17 protein-coding genes and 2 pseudogenes are annotated in these 18,507 nt (G+C 63.6%); 2 read left to right on the forward strand and 17 right to left on the reverse strand.

Going from position 1 to position 18,507, the window contains the following annotated elements:
- Positions 1-25: 25 nt before the first annotated feature.
- The 5 genes from C7449_RS15920 to C7449_RS15940 form a co-directional block, all read right to left on the reverse strand.
- Complete coding sequence (locus C7449_RS15920) at positions 26-1,132, reverse strand: ABC transporter ATP-binding protein (RefSeq protein WP_108003871.1); 1,107 nt, start codon at positions 1,130-1,132, stop codon at positions 26-28.
- 67 nt (positions 1,133-1,199) lie between these two features.
- Positions 1,200-2,024 carry a PfkB family carbohydrate kinase gene (locus C7449_RS15925; RefSeq protein ID WP_108003872.1) on the reverse strand — a complete coding sequence of 275 codons (825 nt, stop codon included), beginning with the start codon at positions 2,022-2,024 and terminating at the stop codon, positions 1,200-1,202.
- Positions 2,024-2,878 (reverse strand): carbohydrate ABC transporter permease, encoded by an 855-nt coding sequence (locus tag C7449_RS15930; RefSeq protein ID WP_108003873.1) that lies wholly within the window; start codon positions 2,876-2,878, stop codon positions 2,024-2,026. The genes C7449_RS15925 and C7449_RS15930 overlap by 1 nt, the downstream gene beginning before the upstream one ends.
- Positions 2,875-3,762, reverse strand: a complete 888-nt coding sequence (locus C7449_RS15935) for a carbohydrate ABC transporter permease (protein ID WP_108003874.1) — start codon at positions 3,760-3,762, stop codon at positions 2,875-2,877. The genes C7449_RS15930 and C7449_RS15935 overlap by 4 nt, the downstream gene beginning before the upstream one ends.
- A 6-nt stretch (positions 3,763-3,768) precedes the next feature.
- The gene (locus C7449_RS15940) at positions 3,769-5,019 is read right to left on the reverse strand and encodes an extracellular solute-binding protein (protein ID WP_170115911.1); all 1,251 of its coding nucleotides are present in this window, start codon (positions 5,017-5,019) and stop codon (positions 3,769-3,771) included.
- 197 nt (positions 5,020-5,216) lie between these two features.
- Between C7449_RS15940 and C7449_RS15945 the strand changes: the two genes are divergently transcribed.
- Positions 5,217-5,987 (forward strand): DeoR/GlpR family DNA-binding transcription regulator, encoded by a 771-nt coding sequence (locus C7449_RS15945; RefSeq protein WP_170115912.1) that lies wholly within the window; start codon positions 5,217-5,219, stop codon positions 5,985-5,987.
- Positions 5,988-6,334: 347 nt separating this feature from the next.
- Here the strand turns inward: C7449_RS15945 and C7449_RS22130 are convergent, their stop codons facing one another.
- From C7449_RS22130 to C7449_RS15955, 3 genes and pseudogenes are all read right to left on the reverse strand, one after another.
- The gene (locus C7449_RS22130; RefSeq protein WP_245414420.1) at positions 6,335-6,490 is read right to left on the reverse strand and encodes a hypothetical protein; all 156 of its coding nucleotides are present in this window, start codon (positions 6,488-6,490) and stop codon (positions 6,335-6,337) included.
- A gap of 64 nt (positions 6,491-6,554) precedes the next feature.
- Positions 6,555-6,806 (reverse strand): annotated as a pseudogene (locus C7449_RS22465) (SDR family NAD(P)-dependent oxidoreductase); the annotation flags it as partial.
- Between the two features lie 55 nt (positions 6,807-6,861).
- Entirely contained in the window at positions 6,862-7,863 is a 1,002-nt protein-coding gene (locus C7449_RS15955) for an IS30 family transposase (RefSeq protein WP_108003877.1), read from the reverse strand.
- A gap of 179 nt (positions 7,864-8,042) precedes the next feature.
- On the opposite strand from C7449_RS15955, the gene C7449_RS15960 reads away from it, so the two are divergent.
- Positions 8,043-8,588 carry a carbohydrate kinase family protein gene (locus C7449_RS15960; RefSeq protein WP_108003878.1) on the forward strand — a complete coding sequence of 182 codons (546 nt, stop codon included), beginning with the start codon at positions 8,043-8,045 and terminating at the stop codon, positions 8,586-8,588.
- 1,091 nt (positions 8,589-9,679) lie between these two features.
- Here the strand turns inward: C7449_RS15960 and C7449_RS15965 are convergent.
- The 9 genes and pseudogenes from C7449_RS15965 to C7449_RS16005 form a co-directional block, all read right to left on the reverse strand.
- On the reverse strand, positions 9,680-10,279 hold the full coding sequence (locus tag C7449_RS15965) for a HupE/UreJ family protein (protein WP_108003879.1): 600 nt from the start codon (positions 10,277-10,279) through the stop codon (positions 9,680-9,682).
- 59 nt (positions 10,280-10,338) lie between these two features.
- On the reverse strand, positions 10,339-11,574 hold the full coding sequence (locus tag C7449_RS15970) for an agmatinase family protein (protein WP_170115913.1): 1,236 nt from the start codon (positions 11,572-11,574) through the stop codon (positions 10,339-10,341).
- A 542-nt stretch (positions 11,575-12,116) separates the two neighbouring features.
- Entirely contained in the window at positions 12,117-12,764 is a 648-nt protein-coding gene (locus C7449_RS15975) for a LuxR C-terminal-related transcriptional regulator (protein ID WP_108003880.1), read from the reverse strand.
- A gap of 279 nt (positions 12,765-13,043) precedes the next feature.
- Positions 13,044-13,202, reverse strand: a pseudogene (locus tag C7449_RS22140) (helix-turn-helix domain-containing protein); the annotation flags it as partial.
- 64 nt (positions 13,203-13,266) lie between these two features.
- The gene (gene sucD, locus C7449_RS15985) at positions 13,267-14,166 is read right to left on the reverse strand and encodes a succinate--CoA ligase subunit alpha (protein WP_108003882.1); all 900 of its coding nucleotides are present in this window, start codon (positions 14,164-14,166) and stop codon (positions 13,267-13,269) included.
- A gap of 12 nt (positions 14,167-14,178) precedes the next feature.
- Positions 14,179-15,360, reverse strand: a complete 1,182-nt coding sequence (locus C7449_RS15990) for a malate--CoA ligase subunit beta (protein WP_108003883.1) — start codon at positions 15,358-15,360, stop codon at positions 14,179-14,181.
- Positions 15,361-15,371: 11 nt separating this feature from the next.
- The gene (locus C7449_RS15995; protein WP_108003884.1) at positions 15,372-16,337 is read right to left on the reverse strand and encodes an HpcH/HpaI aldolase/citrate lyase family protein; all 966 of its coding nucleotides are present in this window, start codon (positions 16,335-16,337) and stop codon (positions 15,372-15,374) included.
- A 48-nt stretch (positions 16,338-16,385) separates the two neighbouring features.
- On the reverse strand, positions 16,386-17,576 hold the full coding sequence (locus C7449_RS16000; protein WP_108003885.1) for an aminotransferase class V-fold PLP-dependent enzyme: 1,191 nt from the start codon (positions 17,574-17,576) through the stop codon (positions 16,386-16,388).
- 423 nt (positions 17,577-17,999) lie between these two features.
- The gene (locus C7449_RS16005) at positions 18,000-18,371 is read right to left on the reverse strand and encodes a BRA0787 family protein (protein WP_146165095.1); all 372 of its coding nucleotides are present in this window, start codon (positions 18,369-18,371) and stop codon (positions 18,000-18,002) included.
- Positions 18,372-18,507: the final 136 nt, after the last annotated feature.

Below are 18,507 nucleotides of genomic sequence, written 5' to 3' on the forward strand. Positions count from 1 at the left end.
TCGGCTGCAACGTGCCGGCGCTTGTTCAGGCGGGCACGGGCTCCGCGGTCGTCCTTGCCGTCTCGACGCCGGCGGAAATCCGGATCCGGGCTCCGGTTTCCGGTGAATACAAATGAAGCCGCTCCGGGGCGGTCGCCAGACGCATCTCCTCGGCCAGGGGAACGAAGGCGGCGGCGACGGCGACGACCATCGGGTGGCCGTGAACGGTTCCATGCACGAGACGCTGCGCCCCGAGTTCCTCGATGTAATCCAGTCGGAAGGGCAGGGCCGTCTCGCCAGGCTTCGCCGGGCGCAGGTCCTCGGCGCGCAGGCCGGCGACGATCGGTCCCGATGCCGGGACGAACCCCGGAACGGGCAGGGCCGTGTCTCCGATCAACAGCCGGCCGCCACGCAGTTCAGCGGGGATCAGGTTCATGGCCGGGGAGCCGATGAAGCCTGCCACGAAGGCGGACGCCGGCTCGTGATAGATCTCGAGCGGCGTGCCGATCTGCTCGATCCGGCCGCCGTTCAGCACCACGAGCCGGTCGGCCAGCGTCATCGCCTCCAGCTGGTCGTGCGTCACATAGAGCGAGGTCGTGCCGAGCCGCTTCTGCAGACGCTTGATCTCGCCGCGCATCGTCACGCGCAGCCTGGCGTCGAGGTTGGACAACGGCTCGTCGAAGAGGAAGACGGACGGCTTGCGCACGATGGCCCGGCCCATGGCGACGCGCTGCCGCTGGCCGCCGGAGAGGGCCTTCGGCTTGCGCTGCAGATAGGGAGTGATCTCAAGCATCCGGGCCGCTTCGCCGACCCGCGCCTCGATCTCGGCTTTCGGGGTCTTTCGGTTTCGAAGGCCGTAGGCGAGATTGTCGTAGACCGTCATGTGCGGATAGAGCGCATAGTTCTGGAACACCATGGCGATGTCGCGGTCTGCGGGCTCCACCGTGTTGACGAGACGTTCGCCGATGCGGACCTCGCCGTCAGAGACGGTTTCCAGCCCCGCCACCATGCGCAGCAGCGTGGACTTGCCGCAGCCGGAGGGGCCGACGAGCACGATGAACTCGCCGTCGCGGATGTCGAGTGAAATGCCTTTCACGGCTTCCGCGCCGTCGGCATAGACCTTCTTCAGGTCCCGCAGGACGATTCCAGCCATAAGTGTCATTCCTTTCAAACAAAGGCCGCCGCACGGCCTCCAAATTCCAGGGGTCTTGGTCTTGGCCTCACGCTGCCGGATCGACGCGCTCGCGCGCTTCCAGCCACTGCGCCGTGGTTTCGCTTGCTGCGCGCGCCGCGACTTCGATCGGCAGGCCGTCGAGCAGCGCGGCGATCAACCCCGCCGCATAGGTGTCGCCGGCGCCGATCGCGTTGCTGGTCGGAACCTGCCGCGCCGGCACCACGGTCTGCACGCTCCTGCCGTCGAGGATAGTGATCGGCCCCGGCCCATCGGTCAGGACAAGGTGTTTCAGCCGCCCGCCGCAATGGCTTGCCGCCCTCCGCCACAGGAATTCGAGGCTCTCGCCTGGAAAGTCGTCGCGTGAGCCGATCACCAGATCGGCCGGACGCGCCGCCGCGTCCTCTCTCACCGGGAACTGCGAGACCACGAACGGCAGGGTTTCGAGGCGCGCCACCGCGCGGCGGCCGGGGTTGAGGCAATTGATGTAGGCGGCCTCGGCGATGGGCTCGCCCGACAGTTCGACGACCCGCATCAGCGCCGATCGGGCGTTCAGGATGGTCCGCTCTCCAGAAGGTTCCAGTAGAATCTCGGTCAGCGCCGTCTCACCATCCGGTTCGGCCACATGCGTCACGTCGAATCCGTCCGCCGCCAGCCGTGTCCGCGTCTCGCGTCCAAGCTGGTCGCCGCACAGCGTGCTGACCAGGACGGCGGCGTGGCCGAGCGACAGCAGTTGGGCGCCGGTGAAGAAAGCGCCGCCGCCGAGGCAGACCTCGCGCGCGGTCCAGCCGATACGCCCACCCGGCCGAAGCGGCTGGTCGAGCCGCCACAGGCGGTCGTGGTTCACATGGCCGATGACAAGAACGCGCGCCATCACTTTTCCACCGTTCCGGAAGAGAAGGCCTGGACGATATAGCGCTGGGCCAGCAGAAACAGGCCGAGGACCGGCAGCACGGACAGCAGGCTCGTCGCCATCAGCGGCCCCCAGGGCGTATCGGCACCATCTACGTCGGCGAACATGGCGATGCCCGTTGTCAGCGTCTTGCGGGCGCTGTCCTCAAGCACGAGCTGGCCCCAAAGATAGATGTTCCACGCGCCCATGAAGGAGATGACCGACAGGGCGGCGATCGCCGGCAGCACATTGGGCACGGCGATGTCGCGAAACTGCTTCCATATCCCGCAACCGTCGATGCGCGCTGCCTCGAACATCTCGTCGGGCAGCGAGCGGAACGCCTGCCGGAAATAGAAGACGTAGAAGCCGATATAGGGGATCGAGGGAACGATCATCGCCGAATAGGTGTCGAACGCCTGGATCTTAACAACCGCGATATAGGTCGGAATGATCGCGAGAACCGCGGGAAACGACATGGTGGCGATCACCAGCCCGAACAGGAATCGCCGCCCCCTGAAGGGCAGACGCGCAAACGCGTAGCCGGCAGGCAGACTGATCGCCAGCTTGCCGAGCGTAATCGCGCTCGCCGTCAGCACCGAGTTGAACAGCCACCACCAGATCGGATGCTTTTCGCCCGCGATGCGGAAGTTCGACAGGCTCGCCTCTTCCGGCCACAGGCGGAAGGCCCTCTGGGTGATCAATTCGTTGGGCGTGAAGGCCGCCGACAGCATCCACAGCAGCGGAAAAAGCGTCAACAGCGATAGCGCGGCCAGCATGAGATGGACCGCGCCGCGTCGCAATGCGGCGTTCGAGGCAGTCGAGGCAGTCGAGGTCATTGGTAATGCACCCGTTTCTCGCCGAACCAGAACTGAGCACAGGTGATGGCGAGGACGATGGCGATGGACACCATCGCGACCGCGCTGGCGGGTCCGAACTGGAAGAACTGCAGGCCCTGCTGCCAGAGGAAATAGAGCAAGTTGGAGCTTCGGCCGGCCGGCCCGCCGCCGGTCAGGACGTCAACGACGCCGACGATGTCGTCGAGCACGGAGAAGACCGTGGTGACCGAGATGAAGAAGGCCGTCGGGCTGATGAGCGGAAGCTCGATCGAGAAGAAGCGCCGCCACGGTCCGGCACCGTCAAGCCGCGCGGCTTCGCGCAGCGTGTCCGGCACATTGGCAAGTGCAGCGATCCACAGGAGCATGTTGAGGCCGAAACTCTTCCAGAAGGTGACCAGACAGACGCACAGCAGCGCCAGGTCCGGATCAGTGTGCCAGCGTGACGGGCCGAAGCCGAAGAACACCAGCACCTCGTTGAAGAGGCCGTTGATCGGGTTGAGCAGCCGGGACCACGCCACCCCGGCGACCGAATAGGCAAGGATCGTCGGCAGGAAGAGGGAGCCGCGATAGACGCGCTCCATCCGCGAACCGCGCACCGCATGAATCATGACGGCGAACAGCAGCGGCAGGACGATCTGCGCCGGCACGAGGATGACGCAGTAAAGGAACGTATTCCAGGCGGAAAGCTGGAAATCGGTATTGGCGAGGAGCGAACGGTAATTGTTAAGGCCGACGAAGTCGACCTGCGGCGACAACAGGTTCCAGTCCACGACCGACAGGCCGGCCGACGCCAGGATCGGGCCGTAGAGAAACACCACCACCGAAAGAACGGCTGGCCCCACGAACAACCATGGGGCCAGCTTTGCAACGAATGACCGGGTCATATCCGGTCAGGCATCCTGGAGGACGGCGGCAAGCTCGTCATGCGCGCCCTTGAGGCCGGCCTGGACGTCGACTTCCTTCATGAGCATGCGCGAAACCCACTTGCGCCAGATGGTCTGGCCTTCCAGCCCGCGCTTGCCCGGCCAGATGGTTTCCGCTGTCAGGCCATCCTGCAACTGCCCCGCGGCCGGCTTCATGAAGTCGTTGATCAGCGGAATGTCGTGCACCGAGGTGTTGAGGTAGCCGACTTCCGACCAGATCTTCTGGCCCTCTGCGGAGGCGCAGAATTCGAGGAAGGCGAGCGAGGCCTTGGCCTGTTCGTCGTTGCGGGCATAGACGGCAAGGAAGTTGCCGCCGCTGTTCATCTTGCGCGCCTGGCCGGGAATGCCGGGGAAGCGGGCGGTGATCGCCTTGGCGGCGCCGAACGGGAAGCTGGCGGCGCGCGTCGAGCTGGTGGTGCAGATCGCCAGCGCCCCGGATTCGAAGGCGGCATCCTGCTCCTTGCCGCTGACCGGCGTCCACAGGCCCTCATGGGCGGGCTGGCAGAACAGCTCCATGCCGCGCACCGCTTCGGCGCTGTTCAGGGCGAGCTTGCCGTCCGGATCGATGATGTAGCCGCCGGCATTCTGGATGAAGGACTGGCTGGTCCATTCGTTGTTGGACAGCGCCAGCGCCGAGCGGTAGGTGGCATGCTTGCCCTTCAGCGCCGCGTCGAGCTTGCGCGCGGCCTCGTAGAGCCAGTCGGTGTCCGGGTAGTCGGGCAGGTTGGCGTCGAGCCCGGCCTCTTGCCAGAGGGCGCTGTTGATGAAGGTGATCGGCGTCGACATGGCCCAGGGCAGGCCGATCACGGCGCCGTCGATGGTGACCAGCGGCATCAGCGAGGGCACGAAGTTCGCGATGATCGACGCGGCTTTTTCGGAATCGATTTCGTTGAGGTCGCGCGCGCCCAGCGTGCGGCGGGCGTAATAGCCGAACTTCCAGCCGGTGGTCATCATCGCGGGGGGCTTGCCGGCGGCGATACCGGCGAGCGCCTTGGCTGTCGCCGTTTCGTAGTCGCCATCGAAGCGGTTCGTCACCGTGACGCCCGTCTTCAGCGCGTTGAAGGCGTCGACTACCTTCTGGAACGGCTTGTCCGGCCCCCAGATGCTGGAGATCTCGATCGTGGCGTCGCTCGAAAGGGCGGGGCGCGCGCCCACCACCGTGGCGGCGGCGACGGCGGCGGATCCGGCCAGCAGGCCGCGTCGGGAAATTTCAACCATGTGCATTGCTCCTGTATGCGGGATGACCGGAAGCTATCAGCCATGGATGACAGGCCGATGGTCCGTCGTGACCGCTTCGTGCGCACACTGCCCGCTGAATGCCCGTTTCATGCTTCACCTGTCGCATTTTTGTGAGGAAATGCCGCTACGCCGCTTCCAACCACGCAGACGGCCGAGACTGGAGAGCCACGAAAGACATGACCCCACGACCCCTTCGCCCTTCCGACCGGCAGGACCGCATCCGCGACAGGCTCATCCGCCAGGGCGACGCGTCCTGCGCCGAGCTGGCGGAGGCCTTCGGCGTTTCGATCGAAACCGTCCGCCGTGACCTCGCCCTGCTGGAGGAGAGGGGGCAGGTGCAACGCATGCATGGAGGCGCGCGGGCCGTCACCGCCAGCGGGTTACCGCATATCGACCTGCGCATCGGCGCGCACCGCGAGGCCAAGGAGCGCATCGCCCGGCTGGCGCACGGCCTTCTGGAGCCGGGCATGTCGGTGTTCTTTAGCGGCGGCTCGACGGCGCTCGCCGCCGCATGGGAGGCGCGTCACAATCCGCCCATCGTCGCCACGTCCCTGATGGTCGACGTCATGCTGGTCCTGGCCATGGGCGGCCAGACCGACCTGACGCTGTGCGGCGGCCAGTTCGACAAGCAGACCCGCGCCTGCTTCGGCTTCGAGACCATGGAGGTCATATCCCGCCGCGTCTTCGACATCGCGCTGGTGGGCGCGAGCGGCTTCGACGTCCGGCGCGGTCTGCTCGGCCCGTCGGAACGCCATCTTCAGATGGCGCAGGTCGTACGCAGACAGGCCCGCAAATTCGTGGTGCTGGCCACCAATGCGGCGCTGCAGAACACCGACAAGTTCTCGATCATGCCGATCACGGGCATCGATTTGTTGGTGACGGATCAGCCTCCGCCGGCCGCCGTCTACGCCGCGCTGGAAACCGCCGGCGTCGAGATGCTCTATTGACCGGTGCTGGCCGGCTCGACACGACCCCGGCGACGTTCTTCGGAGTGGGCGTGCGGCGCTGCCCGGCTGCCATCCGCCGAGATCAACCGCGGCTGGGCATCATGCCGGTGAGGGCTATCGCGCCGCTTACACCACCACGGGATATTGCGCGCCATCCACGGTTATGGTGGATGCCGGTGAGATAGCTCGCCTTGTCGGATGCGAGGAAACCAGATTGGCGACGTCCTCTGGCGACGCTATGCGTCCGATCGGGATATGCCTGATGCTTTGCTCGATGGCTTCCTCTTCGCTGATCCCGCTCCGGCGCGCAGCGGCGGCCATGCCTTAGGCAACCCGCCCGGTCTGCGTCAGTCCGAGGTTGATGCCCAGCACCCGAACGCCCTTACCGCATAGGCATTGCCGAGCCCGGCGGTGGCGAGCATCAGCGCGGCATTGGCAGCACCTCCGGCGAGATATGCGGGACTGGCGATCTTGCCGCCCGCGCCGATGACCGTGACGATCACGCCGCCCCCCGTGCTTGGCCATCAGCTTCACCACCGGATCCACGACATTGGTGGTGCAAAAGAGTTTAGCGTCCATCGCCGCGCGCCAGGCAGCGGGGATGAGTTCGTCGGGCGGCATGTGTTTGGCCGCGCCGGCGCAGTTCACCAGCACGTCGATGGCGCCGACCTCCTGTTCGACGTGCTGCACCCGACCGGCCGCTGCGGCCCCATCCGACAGATCGCCGGCGAACGGGACCGCCCCGGGCAGCGCGACAAGCGCCTTTTGGGTGTTGTCGTCGAAGCGGGTCGCTCCTTTGTAAAAGGAGCATTCATTTATTTTGCTTGGAGCAAGCTAACCCAAGTGCATCATGCCTGCGTTGCAGGGTAGGGGATCATACTTCGTCGTGCAAATGCGCCATAAACACTTCGGTTGGCGTCTTGTAGCCAAGGCATCTCCGCGGCTGGTCGTTAAGATGGCGGGCGAGTTGGGTGAGGTCGCGCTGTGACACGCCTGCCAGGTCAGTATCGCCTGGCACGAAGCGGCGAATGCGCTTGTTGGCGTTTTCCACGGCACCCTTTTGCCACGGTGCGCTGGGATCGCAGAACCAGCTACGCGCACCGATCCCATCTTCCAGAGCCCGGAAGCCGGCAAACTCCGTGCCGCGATCAAAGGTGAAGCTCTGCCGTGCCAAGGATGGTAAGGGCGCGAATGTTTCGATGATTTTGTCCATGATCGGCCGCGAGTGCCGGCTTGGGTTCCTGATCATGACCGTGTAGCGGCTCTTACGCTCGACCAGTGAGGTGATGTTGGCATGGCCGAGCTCCCGCTCGAAGATCAAAAGATCGCCCTCCCAATGCCCGAATACCGATCGATCGCCAATAAAATCAGGACGTTGCGATATCCTGTGGCTGGCTGGAAACACGCTGTTTCGCGGCTTCCTCGAGCCACGCGGACGGCGTTTGCGACGCGCCTCGGGCAGATAGCGATAAAGGCCAAGCCCGTAGTCTTCCTTGCCGTAGATGAAGCGGTAGATCGTCTCCTTGCAGATCCGGACCAAGCTGATCCCATCGGCCAGAAGACGGCCGGCAATTTGCTCAGGCGACCAGTAGGCCGCCAGTTTCTCGATGACCATGCGACGCAGATGCGGATGGCGCCGCAGCTTTCTCAAGCGCCGTCTCCGTTCCTTGGCGATGTCGTCGGCAACCGTGCTGTAGTGGCCGTCGTAATCTGGCAGTTCGGGATCCCTAAACGTATTGCGCTTGATCTCGCGATAAATGGTCGAACGATGGCGCCCGAGCTGGCGGGCCATCTCGTTGATCGGCACCTTGCGCGCGACGAGGTGGTGAAGCCGCCGTCGATCGGCGAGGGTCAATTGCGCATAGCATCGGGACATGCCAAAATCTCCAAAGTGAAACCATTGAAATCATTGGCATGTCGTACTTGGAAATAGAATGTACCGCTTCGGGCTTTCATGTTGCGTAAGGTTTCTTATGGAACTCGCTTCACGACGCTCAACGACCGTAAACGGTAACGTGCGCCGACCTGAAGCAGAACGGCGTCGGCGTCGATCACATGCTGATCGACCCCGCCATCCCGGAATCGCGCAACCTGATCTTCCTAGTCGACGGCGAGCATGTCGTGCTCACCGTCGAAATGGGCGAGCAGCCGATGTGGCTGGCGCCGGCTACGCTTGCCGCGCTGCGCCAGCCGGGCTTTCTCTACACCACGCTCTACCGCGCCCGCCGGCTGCATGCCGAGACGGAGGACGGCGTCATCAAGCAGGCCGGGCTGCTGGCCGACCTGCGCCGCCATGGCCGCAGGGCCATCTTCGATCTCGATGTCGGCGGCTGCACGGCCGAGGACATGCCCTACCTAACCGGCGCTGCGGTCGTCATCTTCAACCAGGTCGGTTTCCCTGGCTTTGCGGTCGATGTCGTCGACGTCACCGGTGCCGGCGACACCTTCGGCGGCACGCTGACCTGGTGCCTGGCGCAGGGCCAGCCCTTTGTCGAGGCGCTGGCGTTTTCGGTCGCCGCCGCCTCCCGTTCGGTGACGATCCATGGACCGCGCGGCGGCAAGGCAAGCGCCGACGACATTCGCCGCTGGCGCGATGGGTGAGTGGCCTGGGACAAACTGACGGCCTGTATCCGAGCTGACGCCAGTTCCGTTGCGCGACCCCGGGAAGCCGAGGCGTCTTGTGTTCTCCCTAGCATGACAGGAACGGCGCTGAGGGGCTCGACGGAAGGCGACGAGCTCATCCCGCAGCCAGGCCCGTTGCTCCACCACAGGCAGTCCCGAAGGGTCAGCTGGGTCTCGCACCAGGACCAGATGTAGGACGCCAATCCCCTGTCGACGTGCAACTGCAACGTCTAGGGGTCCTGGTTGGCGGTAGAGATAGTCGGTGAGGCCGGCGAAACTGACCACGGCCGAGGGGCGGGGACCGTCCGGATCGGTCGCCGCGGCGCGGCCGACGAGCGCCATGGTCAAGCGAGGCCGGCCGGGTAACCACGAAAGTGGTTTTAGGGGGCTGCCGTGGCGAATCCTGTCTAACTTAGGTGCGTGGGGATAGCCGAGCGGCAGCCGGGCATGAAACATGATCACCCACATTCGCACATAACAAAGCGGTCGGGCAGGGTGTTGCTCTCGTCAGATCCGTTTCGAGTCAGGCTCTAAAGCCGCCCTGCCCTTGCGACAAGGATCCGGTATAGAGTGGTTCGAAACCGCCGAAAGCACCGGCAGACAGCTCCGGCTTTCATCAGTCCTTGCTCCTTTTATCCTTGTCGTCTGCATGAACCTTGTCTTGCCTGATGCAGGATTGGCGCTAAGGACACAGGGGCCATTACAACCCGAACTCCCATCACGACGATCCAATTCAGAAATACAGTTGCCAATACAAACGTACTCTGACGTCAACTGATGATTTGCCCGCGAGCTCGACTGGAGTTTGCTGAAGACATTTCACGAGATCGTAAAGGCTGGTGGAAAAATCAAAGGCAAAGGATCGGACGTTTCTCAAGTAATCCGCGACGCGGCGGAGCAAGCTTCGCGAAGGTTCATTGCCTGCTGGGATATCAGCGTCAGCACCTTTCGATTGTCTTCAGACGCCGGACCACCGCAGCGGTAGGAAACCACGGCGCGAAGCGGATCGCCAGCCAGGCCTCATCCGATATAAATGAAAGAGGCGCCCCGTTCGGGCGCCTCTTTCATGATCAGAGGAGTCCGGTAAGGAGACCTAAGCCGGCAAGCGACGCGCTGCCGCCCAGGCCCCTGACCAGCGCCGCCCCCGTCGCCCCGTCGTTGCGGCCGAGCAGTAGCCCGCCGGCAATGCCGGCAGCATGTAGCAGCGCGGTGGCGGCGATGAAGCCCGCCCCATAAGCAAAGCCATCGACCGTCTCCGGCATCTCGGCGCCATGGGCCGCGCCGTGGAAGACTGCAAAGAAGCCGACCAGTGCCATCGCAGCAGCGACCGTCGCTTTGAGATTGAACGCGATGACAGCGCCGAGTGCGACGACCGACAGGGCAATGCCCAACTCGACAATCGGGAGGTCGGATAAAGCGAGGCCGACCGCGCCGCTAATGGCCATAACCGCCACGAAGCTTGCCGGAACGAGCCAGAGCGCCCGGCCGCCAAGCCGTGCGGCCAGTACGCCGACCATGATCATCGCAAGAACATGGTCGAGACCGCCAAGCGGATGGGCAAAGCCATGCGCTAACCCGGCGGTTTCGCCATGCCCGGTGTGAGCCATCGCCAGACCGGGGAGAAGAACGACTGCCGTCGCCAGGAGTGCGCGAATTCCGTATTTTGACATGTTACACCCAGAGATCGTGAGGATTTCAGTGTAGTTCGGAAAGGGAAACACGGGCCGGCTCAGCCAGGATTACCGGCTTTGGCCTTGTCGCGATGTCCCAGCTTGTTGTTGGCAATCAGCGTGCCCAGCGTATCCAGAATGACGCGGCAGGCGAGCTGTGCCGTATTGTCATTGACGTCGTAGGGCGGCGAGACCTCCACGACTTCCATGCCGCACAGACCTTCTGCCGCGATCGTGCGAATGATCTCGAACGCTTCCCGCGGCAGCAATCCACCGGGCTCGGGGGACCCCGTTCCCGGAGCGAAGCCCGGATCGATGGAGTCGATGTCGAACGAAAGGTAAACCGCCTTGCACCCTTCCCACGCCATCTCGAGCGCCATTTCGGCCACCTTCCTGGGGCCATGCTTCTCGAGATCGAACATCGTCATGACGCTGGTGCCACGCCGATGGGCGACGGCGCTGCCAGGCCGGTTGCCATACCACCCGCCGATTCCGAGCTGCACCAGGTTCTTGGGATGGCAGTTCGGCAGGCCGACATCGTGCATGTGGCTGTGGTCGCGATGGGATGTCTCGCGGCCCTCATGCGTAGTCCAGAACCACGGCGTGGTGTGCATCCGCTCATCCATATCCTTTTCCTGGATGTCGATGTGGCGGTCGATGTGGATGATGCCGACGTTGCCGTCGATGTGCGGGGCGATGCCGCGGACGTTCGGGAAGCCGAGGCTATGGTCGCCGCCGCAAATGATCGGAAAGACACCGGACGTATAGATGTGGGACACCGCCTTGGTGACCTGATCGAAGGTCTTTTCGATGTTGCCCGGGATGACAAAGATGTCGCCCGCGTCGCAGAGGTCCAGTTCCTCGTAGATGTCGACGCCGCCATCGAACCAGTAACCGTCATAGAGAGCGGATATGCGCCGAACCGCCTGCGGGCCGAAGCGCGTTCCGGGGCGGTAGGTCGTCGCGGAATCGAACGGGGCGCCGACGAATGCCGCCTCATACTGCCCGATCTTGCGGATGTCCTCGCAATAGGGGACCTTCATGAAGGTGTTGATGCCGGCGAAGGCCGGCTGGTGACCGCGGCTGAACAGCGAGATGCTGCGGTCGACGACCGATGATGCTGCCTCGAGCCCCAGCTCGAGCGAACGGGCTGTTTCTTCCGCCTGCTTCTTCTGCGAGATGCGCGACAGTCGCTCCAGCGCCTGCCGCCCATCGGTCGAGTTCCGCGTTTCGTCCGCATGAGAGTGGCTATGGTCGCCGCCGTGGTGGTGATGATCGTGAGGTCCATTTCCCATCGCTCTGTCCTTACGTCTGAAGTGAACAGCCTAGGCCGTCATCTCCGAAATGGCTCCATTCGCTTCCGAGTGCCGCACGCAAGCATTGGCAAAAAGCGCCGCTATACTGAACTTCTTGAAATATTGCCGCGCCGGCATCAGAAGAATTCAGTCGAATAAAACTCGCCTATTCGTCATTCACAATAAAAGATGTATCTGCGGCATAGTTCGACATCAACGACCTGAATTCCAATATCAAACATTGACGAGGCCAATTCCGCGTCGCTTCGGGACCGCAACGGCGCGAGGTGTCGCCGCGGGGAAAGCCGGTCCGCATAGCACCAGCCCGCCAGGCGTCGGGCGGGCTGGTCAAGTGGGCCTGCAATGCAGTTACGTCTGGTAGGCGGCGGGGAGATCCCCTGCATGGATGGCCAAGCCGCCAGTCAACGGTGAGAGGTTGCCGACGCGCCGAGGCCTTTCGTTCGCACGCCAATTGGCGACACGCTCGACGCGTTGGCCAATGACTATGGGGGGCACCCAATGCAGAGGCGCGATGACCGTGGCTACGAATTCGTATACGCGCCGCGGTTCTTTTCGCGGGCGTAGAGCGCGACGGCCATGGCGCGGTTGCGGACGTCCAGCTTGTCATAAAGATTCTTGAGGTGATACTTGACCGTGTTTTCCGAAATCCCAGTGCGCGCAGCGATCTGCAGATTTGTCCAGCCGTCGGCAAGAACTGAAAGCAGTTCACGCTCGCGCGTCGTCAAGCATGCAAGGGGCGTTTCATTGATCTTGGAGACGTCGATATAAGGAATACAGATACGGCCGTGCGCGACCGCCACGAGGGTGTCGAAAATGATCGACGGATCGTCGAACTGGTAGCAATACCCCAGCACGCCGAGGCGCACACACCGCTTCAGGATATCGATATCTTGATCGTTGGAAAAAATGACAACACGTGCATGCAGGCCGCGTCTTTGCACCTCGCCAAGCACCTCGCCGCTGTCCATGTCGGACAGCTTCCAGCCGAGCACGGCGATGTCGAAGTTCGGCTCTGCGGCGGCCGCTGCCCGAAGAAACGCTTCCCCGGTTTGGACGCTGCCGACCAGCTCGAAACGGCCTTCGTCGTTGATCATGTCGCCGAGCGCAGCCGTCACCAGCGGATTTCGCTCCGCTATCAGAACCCTGAACCGCCTTTCTGAGGCGGTCATTGCCACCTCCCCAGGCGCTGCTTTGTCCACTCCGCGTTCATGTGCCTCCTGGTTGCGGCGGATGCCGCCTCTCTCGACTTCCGATAGCCTTTCATCGCGCGCTTAGCTGGATCCGTCCCGCTGTTGGGCCCTCATCGTCTTATTCATACAATGAATTATTTTTTCATTCCAGTGCGTTCCGATCAGACATTTGGGAGACATGCAAGGCGCGGGACAATTGCGAGCAGGGAAAGGCAAGAGCGCCGTCTGCTCCTCTACAGCCCCGTCTGCTCCTCTCAAGAAGCGACGTGACAAGGAGGTAAGGGGTACGGCGAGTGCCCGGTATAGCGCCTTTAGGGTTGTCAGCGACTGTGACGTGTTGCCATTTTCGATTTTTGACAGCATGCCGATCGAAATGTTGGTCGCGGCTGGAACGCCGGTGGCACCCAGGCGGGCGCGATCACGCGATGTAGGCTGATGCTACTACCTATCATCACATTTTCGACGCTCCTCTGAAAGCCGATCAAGCCGCCTTCTCCCGCCGTTCGAGCACGCCTGCCACGGTCGGGCCGAAGTCGGCCGGGGTCGGCACGATAGTGACGCCCGCGTCGCGCAGGATCTCGACCTTCTCCTGGGCGGATTCGCCGAAGGCGGAGATGATGGCGCCGGCGTGGCCCATGCGCTTGCCCTTTGGCGCCGACAGGCCAGCGATGTAGGCGATCAGCGGCTTGCGCATGTGATGCCTGGCCCATTCGGCGGCTTCCGCCTCCTGCGGACCGCCGATCTCGCCGATCATCACCACGGCGTCGGTGTCAGGGTCTTCCTCGAACAGCTTGAGGACGTCCACGAAAGACGAACCGTTGATCGGGTCACCGCCGATGCCGACGCTGGTCGAAACCCCGATACCCAGCGCCTTCATCTGCGACGCTGCTTCATACCCGAGGGTGCCCGAACGGCCGACGATGCCGACGCGGCCGGGCAGATAGATGCTGCCGGGCATGATACCCATCAGTGCCTGGCCGGGCGTGATGACGCCGGCGCAGTTGGGACCGATCAGGCGCATGCGATCTTCGTAGCGGAAGCGGCGCATGTAGCGCTTCACCCGCATCATGTCCTGCGAGGGGATGCCATCGGTGATGCAGACACAGAGCTTCAGGCCGGCATCGGCCGCCTCCATGATCGCATCGGCAGCAAAGGGCGGCGGCACAAACACGATTGAGGCATCCGCGCCGGTCTCGCGCACAGCACCCTTGACGGTGTTGAACACCGGGATGCCGTGATGCATCTGGCCACCCTTGCCCGGGGTGACCCCGCCGACGACCTTCGTGCCATAGCGCTTCATGTCCTCGGCATGGAACGTGCCGATCTTGCCGGTCAGGCCCTGGACGATGACCCGCGTCCTGCGATTCAAGAGAACTGCCATTCCGACCTCCCGTCAGTGCTTCCGCTCGGCAAAAGTGCGCATTGCCTCGACCGACTTCTCGGCCGCTTCGGCCAGCGTTTCGGCCACGATGACCTTCTCGCCGGAGTCGGCGAGGATGCGGCGACCTTCCTCGACGTTGGTTCCGGCAAGGCGAACCACCAGTGGCACATGCACGCCGACCTCGCGGATTGCCTTGAGCACCCCCTCCGCCACCCAGTCGCACCGGTTGATGCCGGCGAAGATGTTGACCAGGATGGTTTCGACATTGTCGTCGGCGAGAACGGCGCGAAAGGCCTTGGCGACGCGTTCGGGCGAGGCGCCTCCGCCGATGTCGAGAAAGTTGGCGGGCATGCCGCCGGCGATCTTGATCATGTCCATGGTCGCCATTGCCAGGCCGGCGCCGTTGATGATGCAGCCGATGTTGCCGTCGAGGCCGACATAGGAGAGACCGCGGTCGCTGGCGAAGGTCTCGCGTGGGTCTTCCTGCGACTTGTCACGCAACTCCGAGATTTCCGGTCGACGGTAAAGGGCGTTCTCGTCGAAGGACATCTTGGCGTCCAGCGCGATCAGATTGTTGTCGCGGGTGACGACCAGCGGATTGATTTCCAGCATGGCGGCGTCGAAGTCGCGGAACACACGATAGCAGCCGATCAGCGTGTCGGCCGCCTTGCCGATCAGGCTGTTCTCCAGGCCAAGTCCGAAAGCGATCTCGCGCGCCTGGAACTCCTGCATGCCCGCGCCCGGGTCGACGATCGCACGGATGATCGAGTCGGGCTGCTTCTCGGCGATCTCCTCGATCTCCATGCCGCCGGAGGCGGAGGCCACGATCATGACGCGCTCCGATTTCCGGTCGAGCACGATGCCGAGATAGAGCTCCTGCCGGATATCGACCGTTTCCTCGATGTAGAGGCGCGAAACGAGCTTGCCCCTGGGACCGGTCTGGTGCGTTACCAGTTTGCGGCCGAGCATGTATTCGGCGGCTTCGGACACCTCGCTGTCGGACTTGCAGATGCGGACGCCGCCGGCCTTGCCGCGCGCACCGGAATGGATCTGCGCCTTGACCACCCAACGGTCTCCGCCGATCTCGCTGGCGCGGTAGGTCGCCTGCTCCGGACTGTAGGCGAGGCCGCCCCGCGGGATGTGCACCGAGTAGCGCGAAAGCAGTTCCTTGGCCTGGTATTCGTGAATGTCCATATGCTCCCTCCTCAGTTCGGCGCACGGATGCGCGACGGCGCCGACCGCTCGATTGCCTCGTGCATGACGAGCACGTTGCGGGCCATGCGTTCGGATGCGGCGTCGATCATCTTGCCGTCGAGGGCGGCGGCCCCCCTGCCCTGTTCTTCGGCCTCCTTGAGCACTTCGATGATGCGGCGTGCGCGGGTGACCTCCCTTTCCGGCGGCGAGAACACGGTGTTGGCGAGTTCGATCTGCGAGGGGTGGATCGCCCACTTGCCTTCGATGCCGAGTGCGGCGGCGCGCCTGGCGGCCGCCGTGTAACCGTCCGGATCGGAAAAATCGCCGAACGGTCCGTCGATGGCGCGCAGGCCATAGGCGCGGCAGGCTACCGTCATGCGCGATAGCGCTGCGTGCCACTGGTCGCCGGGATAGTCGGGATTGAGGCCGCCGATGTTGACCGTGCGCGCCTTGAGGCTCGCGGCGTAGTCGGCGACACCGAAGTGAAGCGCCTCGAGCCGGCCTCCATAGGCGGCGATGGCTTCGACATTGGCCATGCCCAGCGCGGTCTCGATCAGCGCCTCGAGGCCGACTCGGGACTTGAAGCCCTTGGCGGTCTCGATCTGGCTGACCATCGCCTCGACCATGTAGAGGTCGGCGGGGACGCCGACCTTGGGCACGAGGATGGTGTCCAGCCGATCGCCCGCCTGCTCCATCACGTCGACGACGTCACGATACATGTAATGGGTGTCGAGGCCGTTGATGCGCACCGAAATGGTCTTGCCGCGAGCGCGCCAGTCGATCTGGTCGAGCGCCTCGATGATGTTCTTGCGCGCCCGCTCCTTGTCGGGCGGGGCGACCGCGTCCTCGATATCGAGGAAGATGTAGTCGGCAGCGCAGTCGGCAGCCTTGCGGATCATGTCCGGGTTGGAGCCCGGCACCGCGAGTTCGCTGCGCTGAAGGCGCAGCTTGCGCAGATGGTGAATGGTATGGCTCACGTGTTCCTCCTGTGGAGCAGCATTCGAAGGGCCGCGCGGACTGGCGCGTCAGGCGACCTTGGCAATCGCCGGCTGCGCCGACAGCCGGTAGTGCTCGAGCGCGGCCCCCACGCCGGAGCCGGGGCGCACGTTGACGCCGCAATCGCGCAGCGCCATTTCGGCCGCCGAGATCGCGCCGCACATCATCACCTCGTTGACCCAGCCGAGATGGCCGATGCGAAACACCTTACCGGCGACCTTGCTGAGGCCGACGCCGAGCGAGGTCTGGTATCCGTAATAGGCCCGGCGGACGATTTCTGCGCTGTCGATGCCTTCCGGTGCTAGGACCGAGCTGACGGTGTCGGAGTGCCACTTGGCTTCCCTGGCGCAGAGGTTCAGGCCCCACGCTTCGACCGCCTTGCGCACACCGGTCGCCAAGCGGTGATGGCGCGCGAAGACGTTATCAAGGCCTTCCTGATGAAGGAGATCGAGGGCAGCGCGCAGACCGCGCAGCAGCTGTACCGCCGGGGTGTAGGGGAAGTAGCCGGTGTCGTTGGCGCGGATCTGGTCCTCGAAGGCGAAGTAGCAGCGATGGTGTGTCGCGGTCCGGGCGGCGGCCAGCGCCTTCTGGCTGACCGACAGGAAACCTAGCCCCGGCGGCAGCATGAATCCCTTCTGCGAACCGGACACGGCACAGTCCACGCCCCACTCTTCCTGGCGGAAGTCGATCGAGCCGACCGAAGAGACGCCGTCGACGAAGAGCAACGCTGGGTGCCTGGCGGCATCGAGGGCTGCGCGCACAGCCCTGACATCGCTGGTCACGCCGGTTGCGGTCTCATTGTGGGTGACGAAGACCGCCTTGATACGGTGCTCCTTGTCGGCGGCCAGGCGCTCGGCATAGATCTCGACCGGCACGCCGGTGCCCCAATCGACATCGATCACATCGACATCGAGGCCGAAGCGCTGCGCCATGTCGACCCACAGATGCGAAAACTGACCGAAGCGCGACATCAGAACCCGGTCGCCGGGGCTCAGCGTGTTCGTGATCGCCGATTCCCAGGCGCCGGTGCCGGAGGACGGGAAGATGAAGACGCGGCCGGTCTCGTTGCGGAACACCTTCATCAGGTCGGCGAAGAGGCCGCGGGTGAAGGTCGGGTAGTCCGGGGCGCGCATGTCCTCCATCGGCATGTTCATCGCCTGCCGGACTGTCTCCGGAACATTGGTCGGTCCTGGAACGAAAAGCTGGGTGAAGCCGGCCATGTAAAGTCCTCCCGAAGGCTGCTCTGGGCGCTGCGCCCATCTGTGGCTTTCAGGAAATGATCGGTTCACCGTCGTCACCCCACAACACCTGTTGGGGTAAATTCACGGGCCCTTGGGCATTGGGCTTGACCTACCCATTCATGATGTCGATCGGATAGGATGAGACCTACCCGCGGGCGTATTCACGATCCAATCAGTGCCGCGACCATCGGCGACGCGCCTAGAAATTGTCGCTGACGATCTTGCCGTCGATGGACTGGACGGAAAAGCCGCGCAAAGGGGCGGCGCAGGCCGCGTCCAAACCGAAAAAACAAGAGCCCGGTCCGATGGACAGGGCTCCCATTTTAGTTTGGCGCGGTAAAACGAACTTGGGAGGATCGAGCCGCATGGGCAAAAACAATACGTATCGGCAGAGAAAACTACTTAGGCCTCGACGGCTGATGTAAACTGCATCGTCGACGAGGTCGGACGCAGCTGCGGAACCGTCACACGATCGAGGCAAAGCGGAATGACCAACCGCGAGCCGTCACCATAGAGTGCGGCACCTGAAGCACGGAACGACGTCTTGTCAATGATCGTTTCGAGCACATCGCGCGTCCGGAGCGGCAGCAGGTCGGTGCAGGCGCTCATATGAGCGAAGACCTGGCTGATGGGGACGCTGCGCCCATCCACCACCACGTGAGGTTCCTCGGTTCCTTCCTCCCACGCTTCGAGCGCCTCGAGCGCATCATGAAAGGCGTTCTGGAGGGTGATGGGCGCGTGGCCCTCGTGAAGTTCCGAAAGAACCATCTGCATGTGCATCTCCTCTTCAAGATCCAACAAAGCGTGTTGGGCCCTTCTTCTTCCGTTCGCTTCTGCCCTATATTTGCGCTCAAGCTCCGTACACTTGGAACCTGATCATTATTTACATCGAGGGAGAGCTGCCACCATC

Source organism: Mycoplana dimorpha, assembly GCF_003046475.1.
Taxonomy (GTDB): domain Bacteria; phylum Pseudomonadota; class Alphaproteobacteria; order Rhizobiales; family Rhizobiaceae; genus Mycoplana; species Mycoplana dimorpha.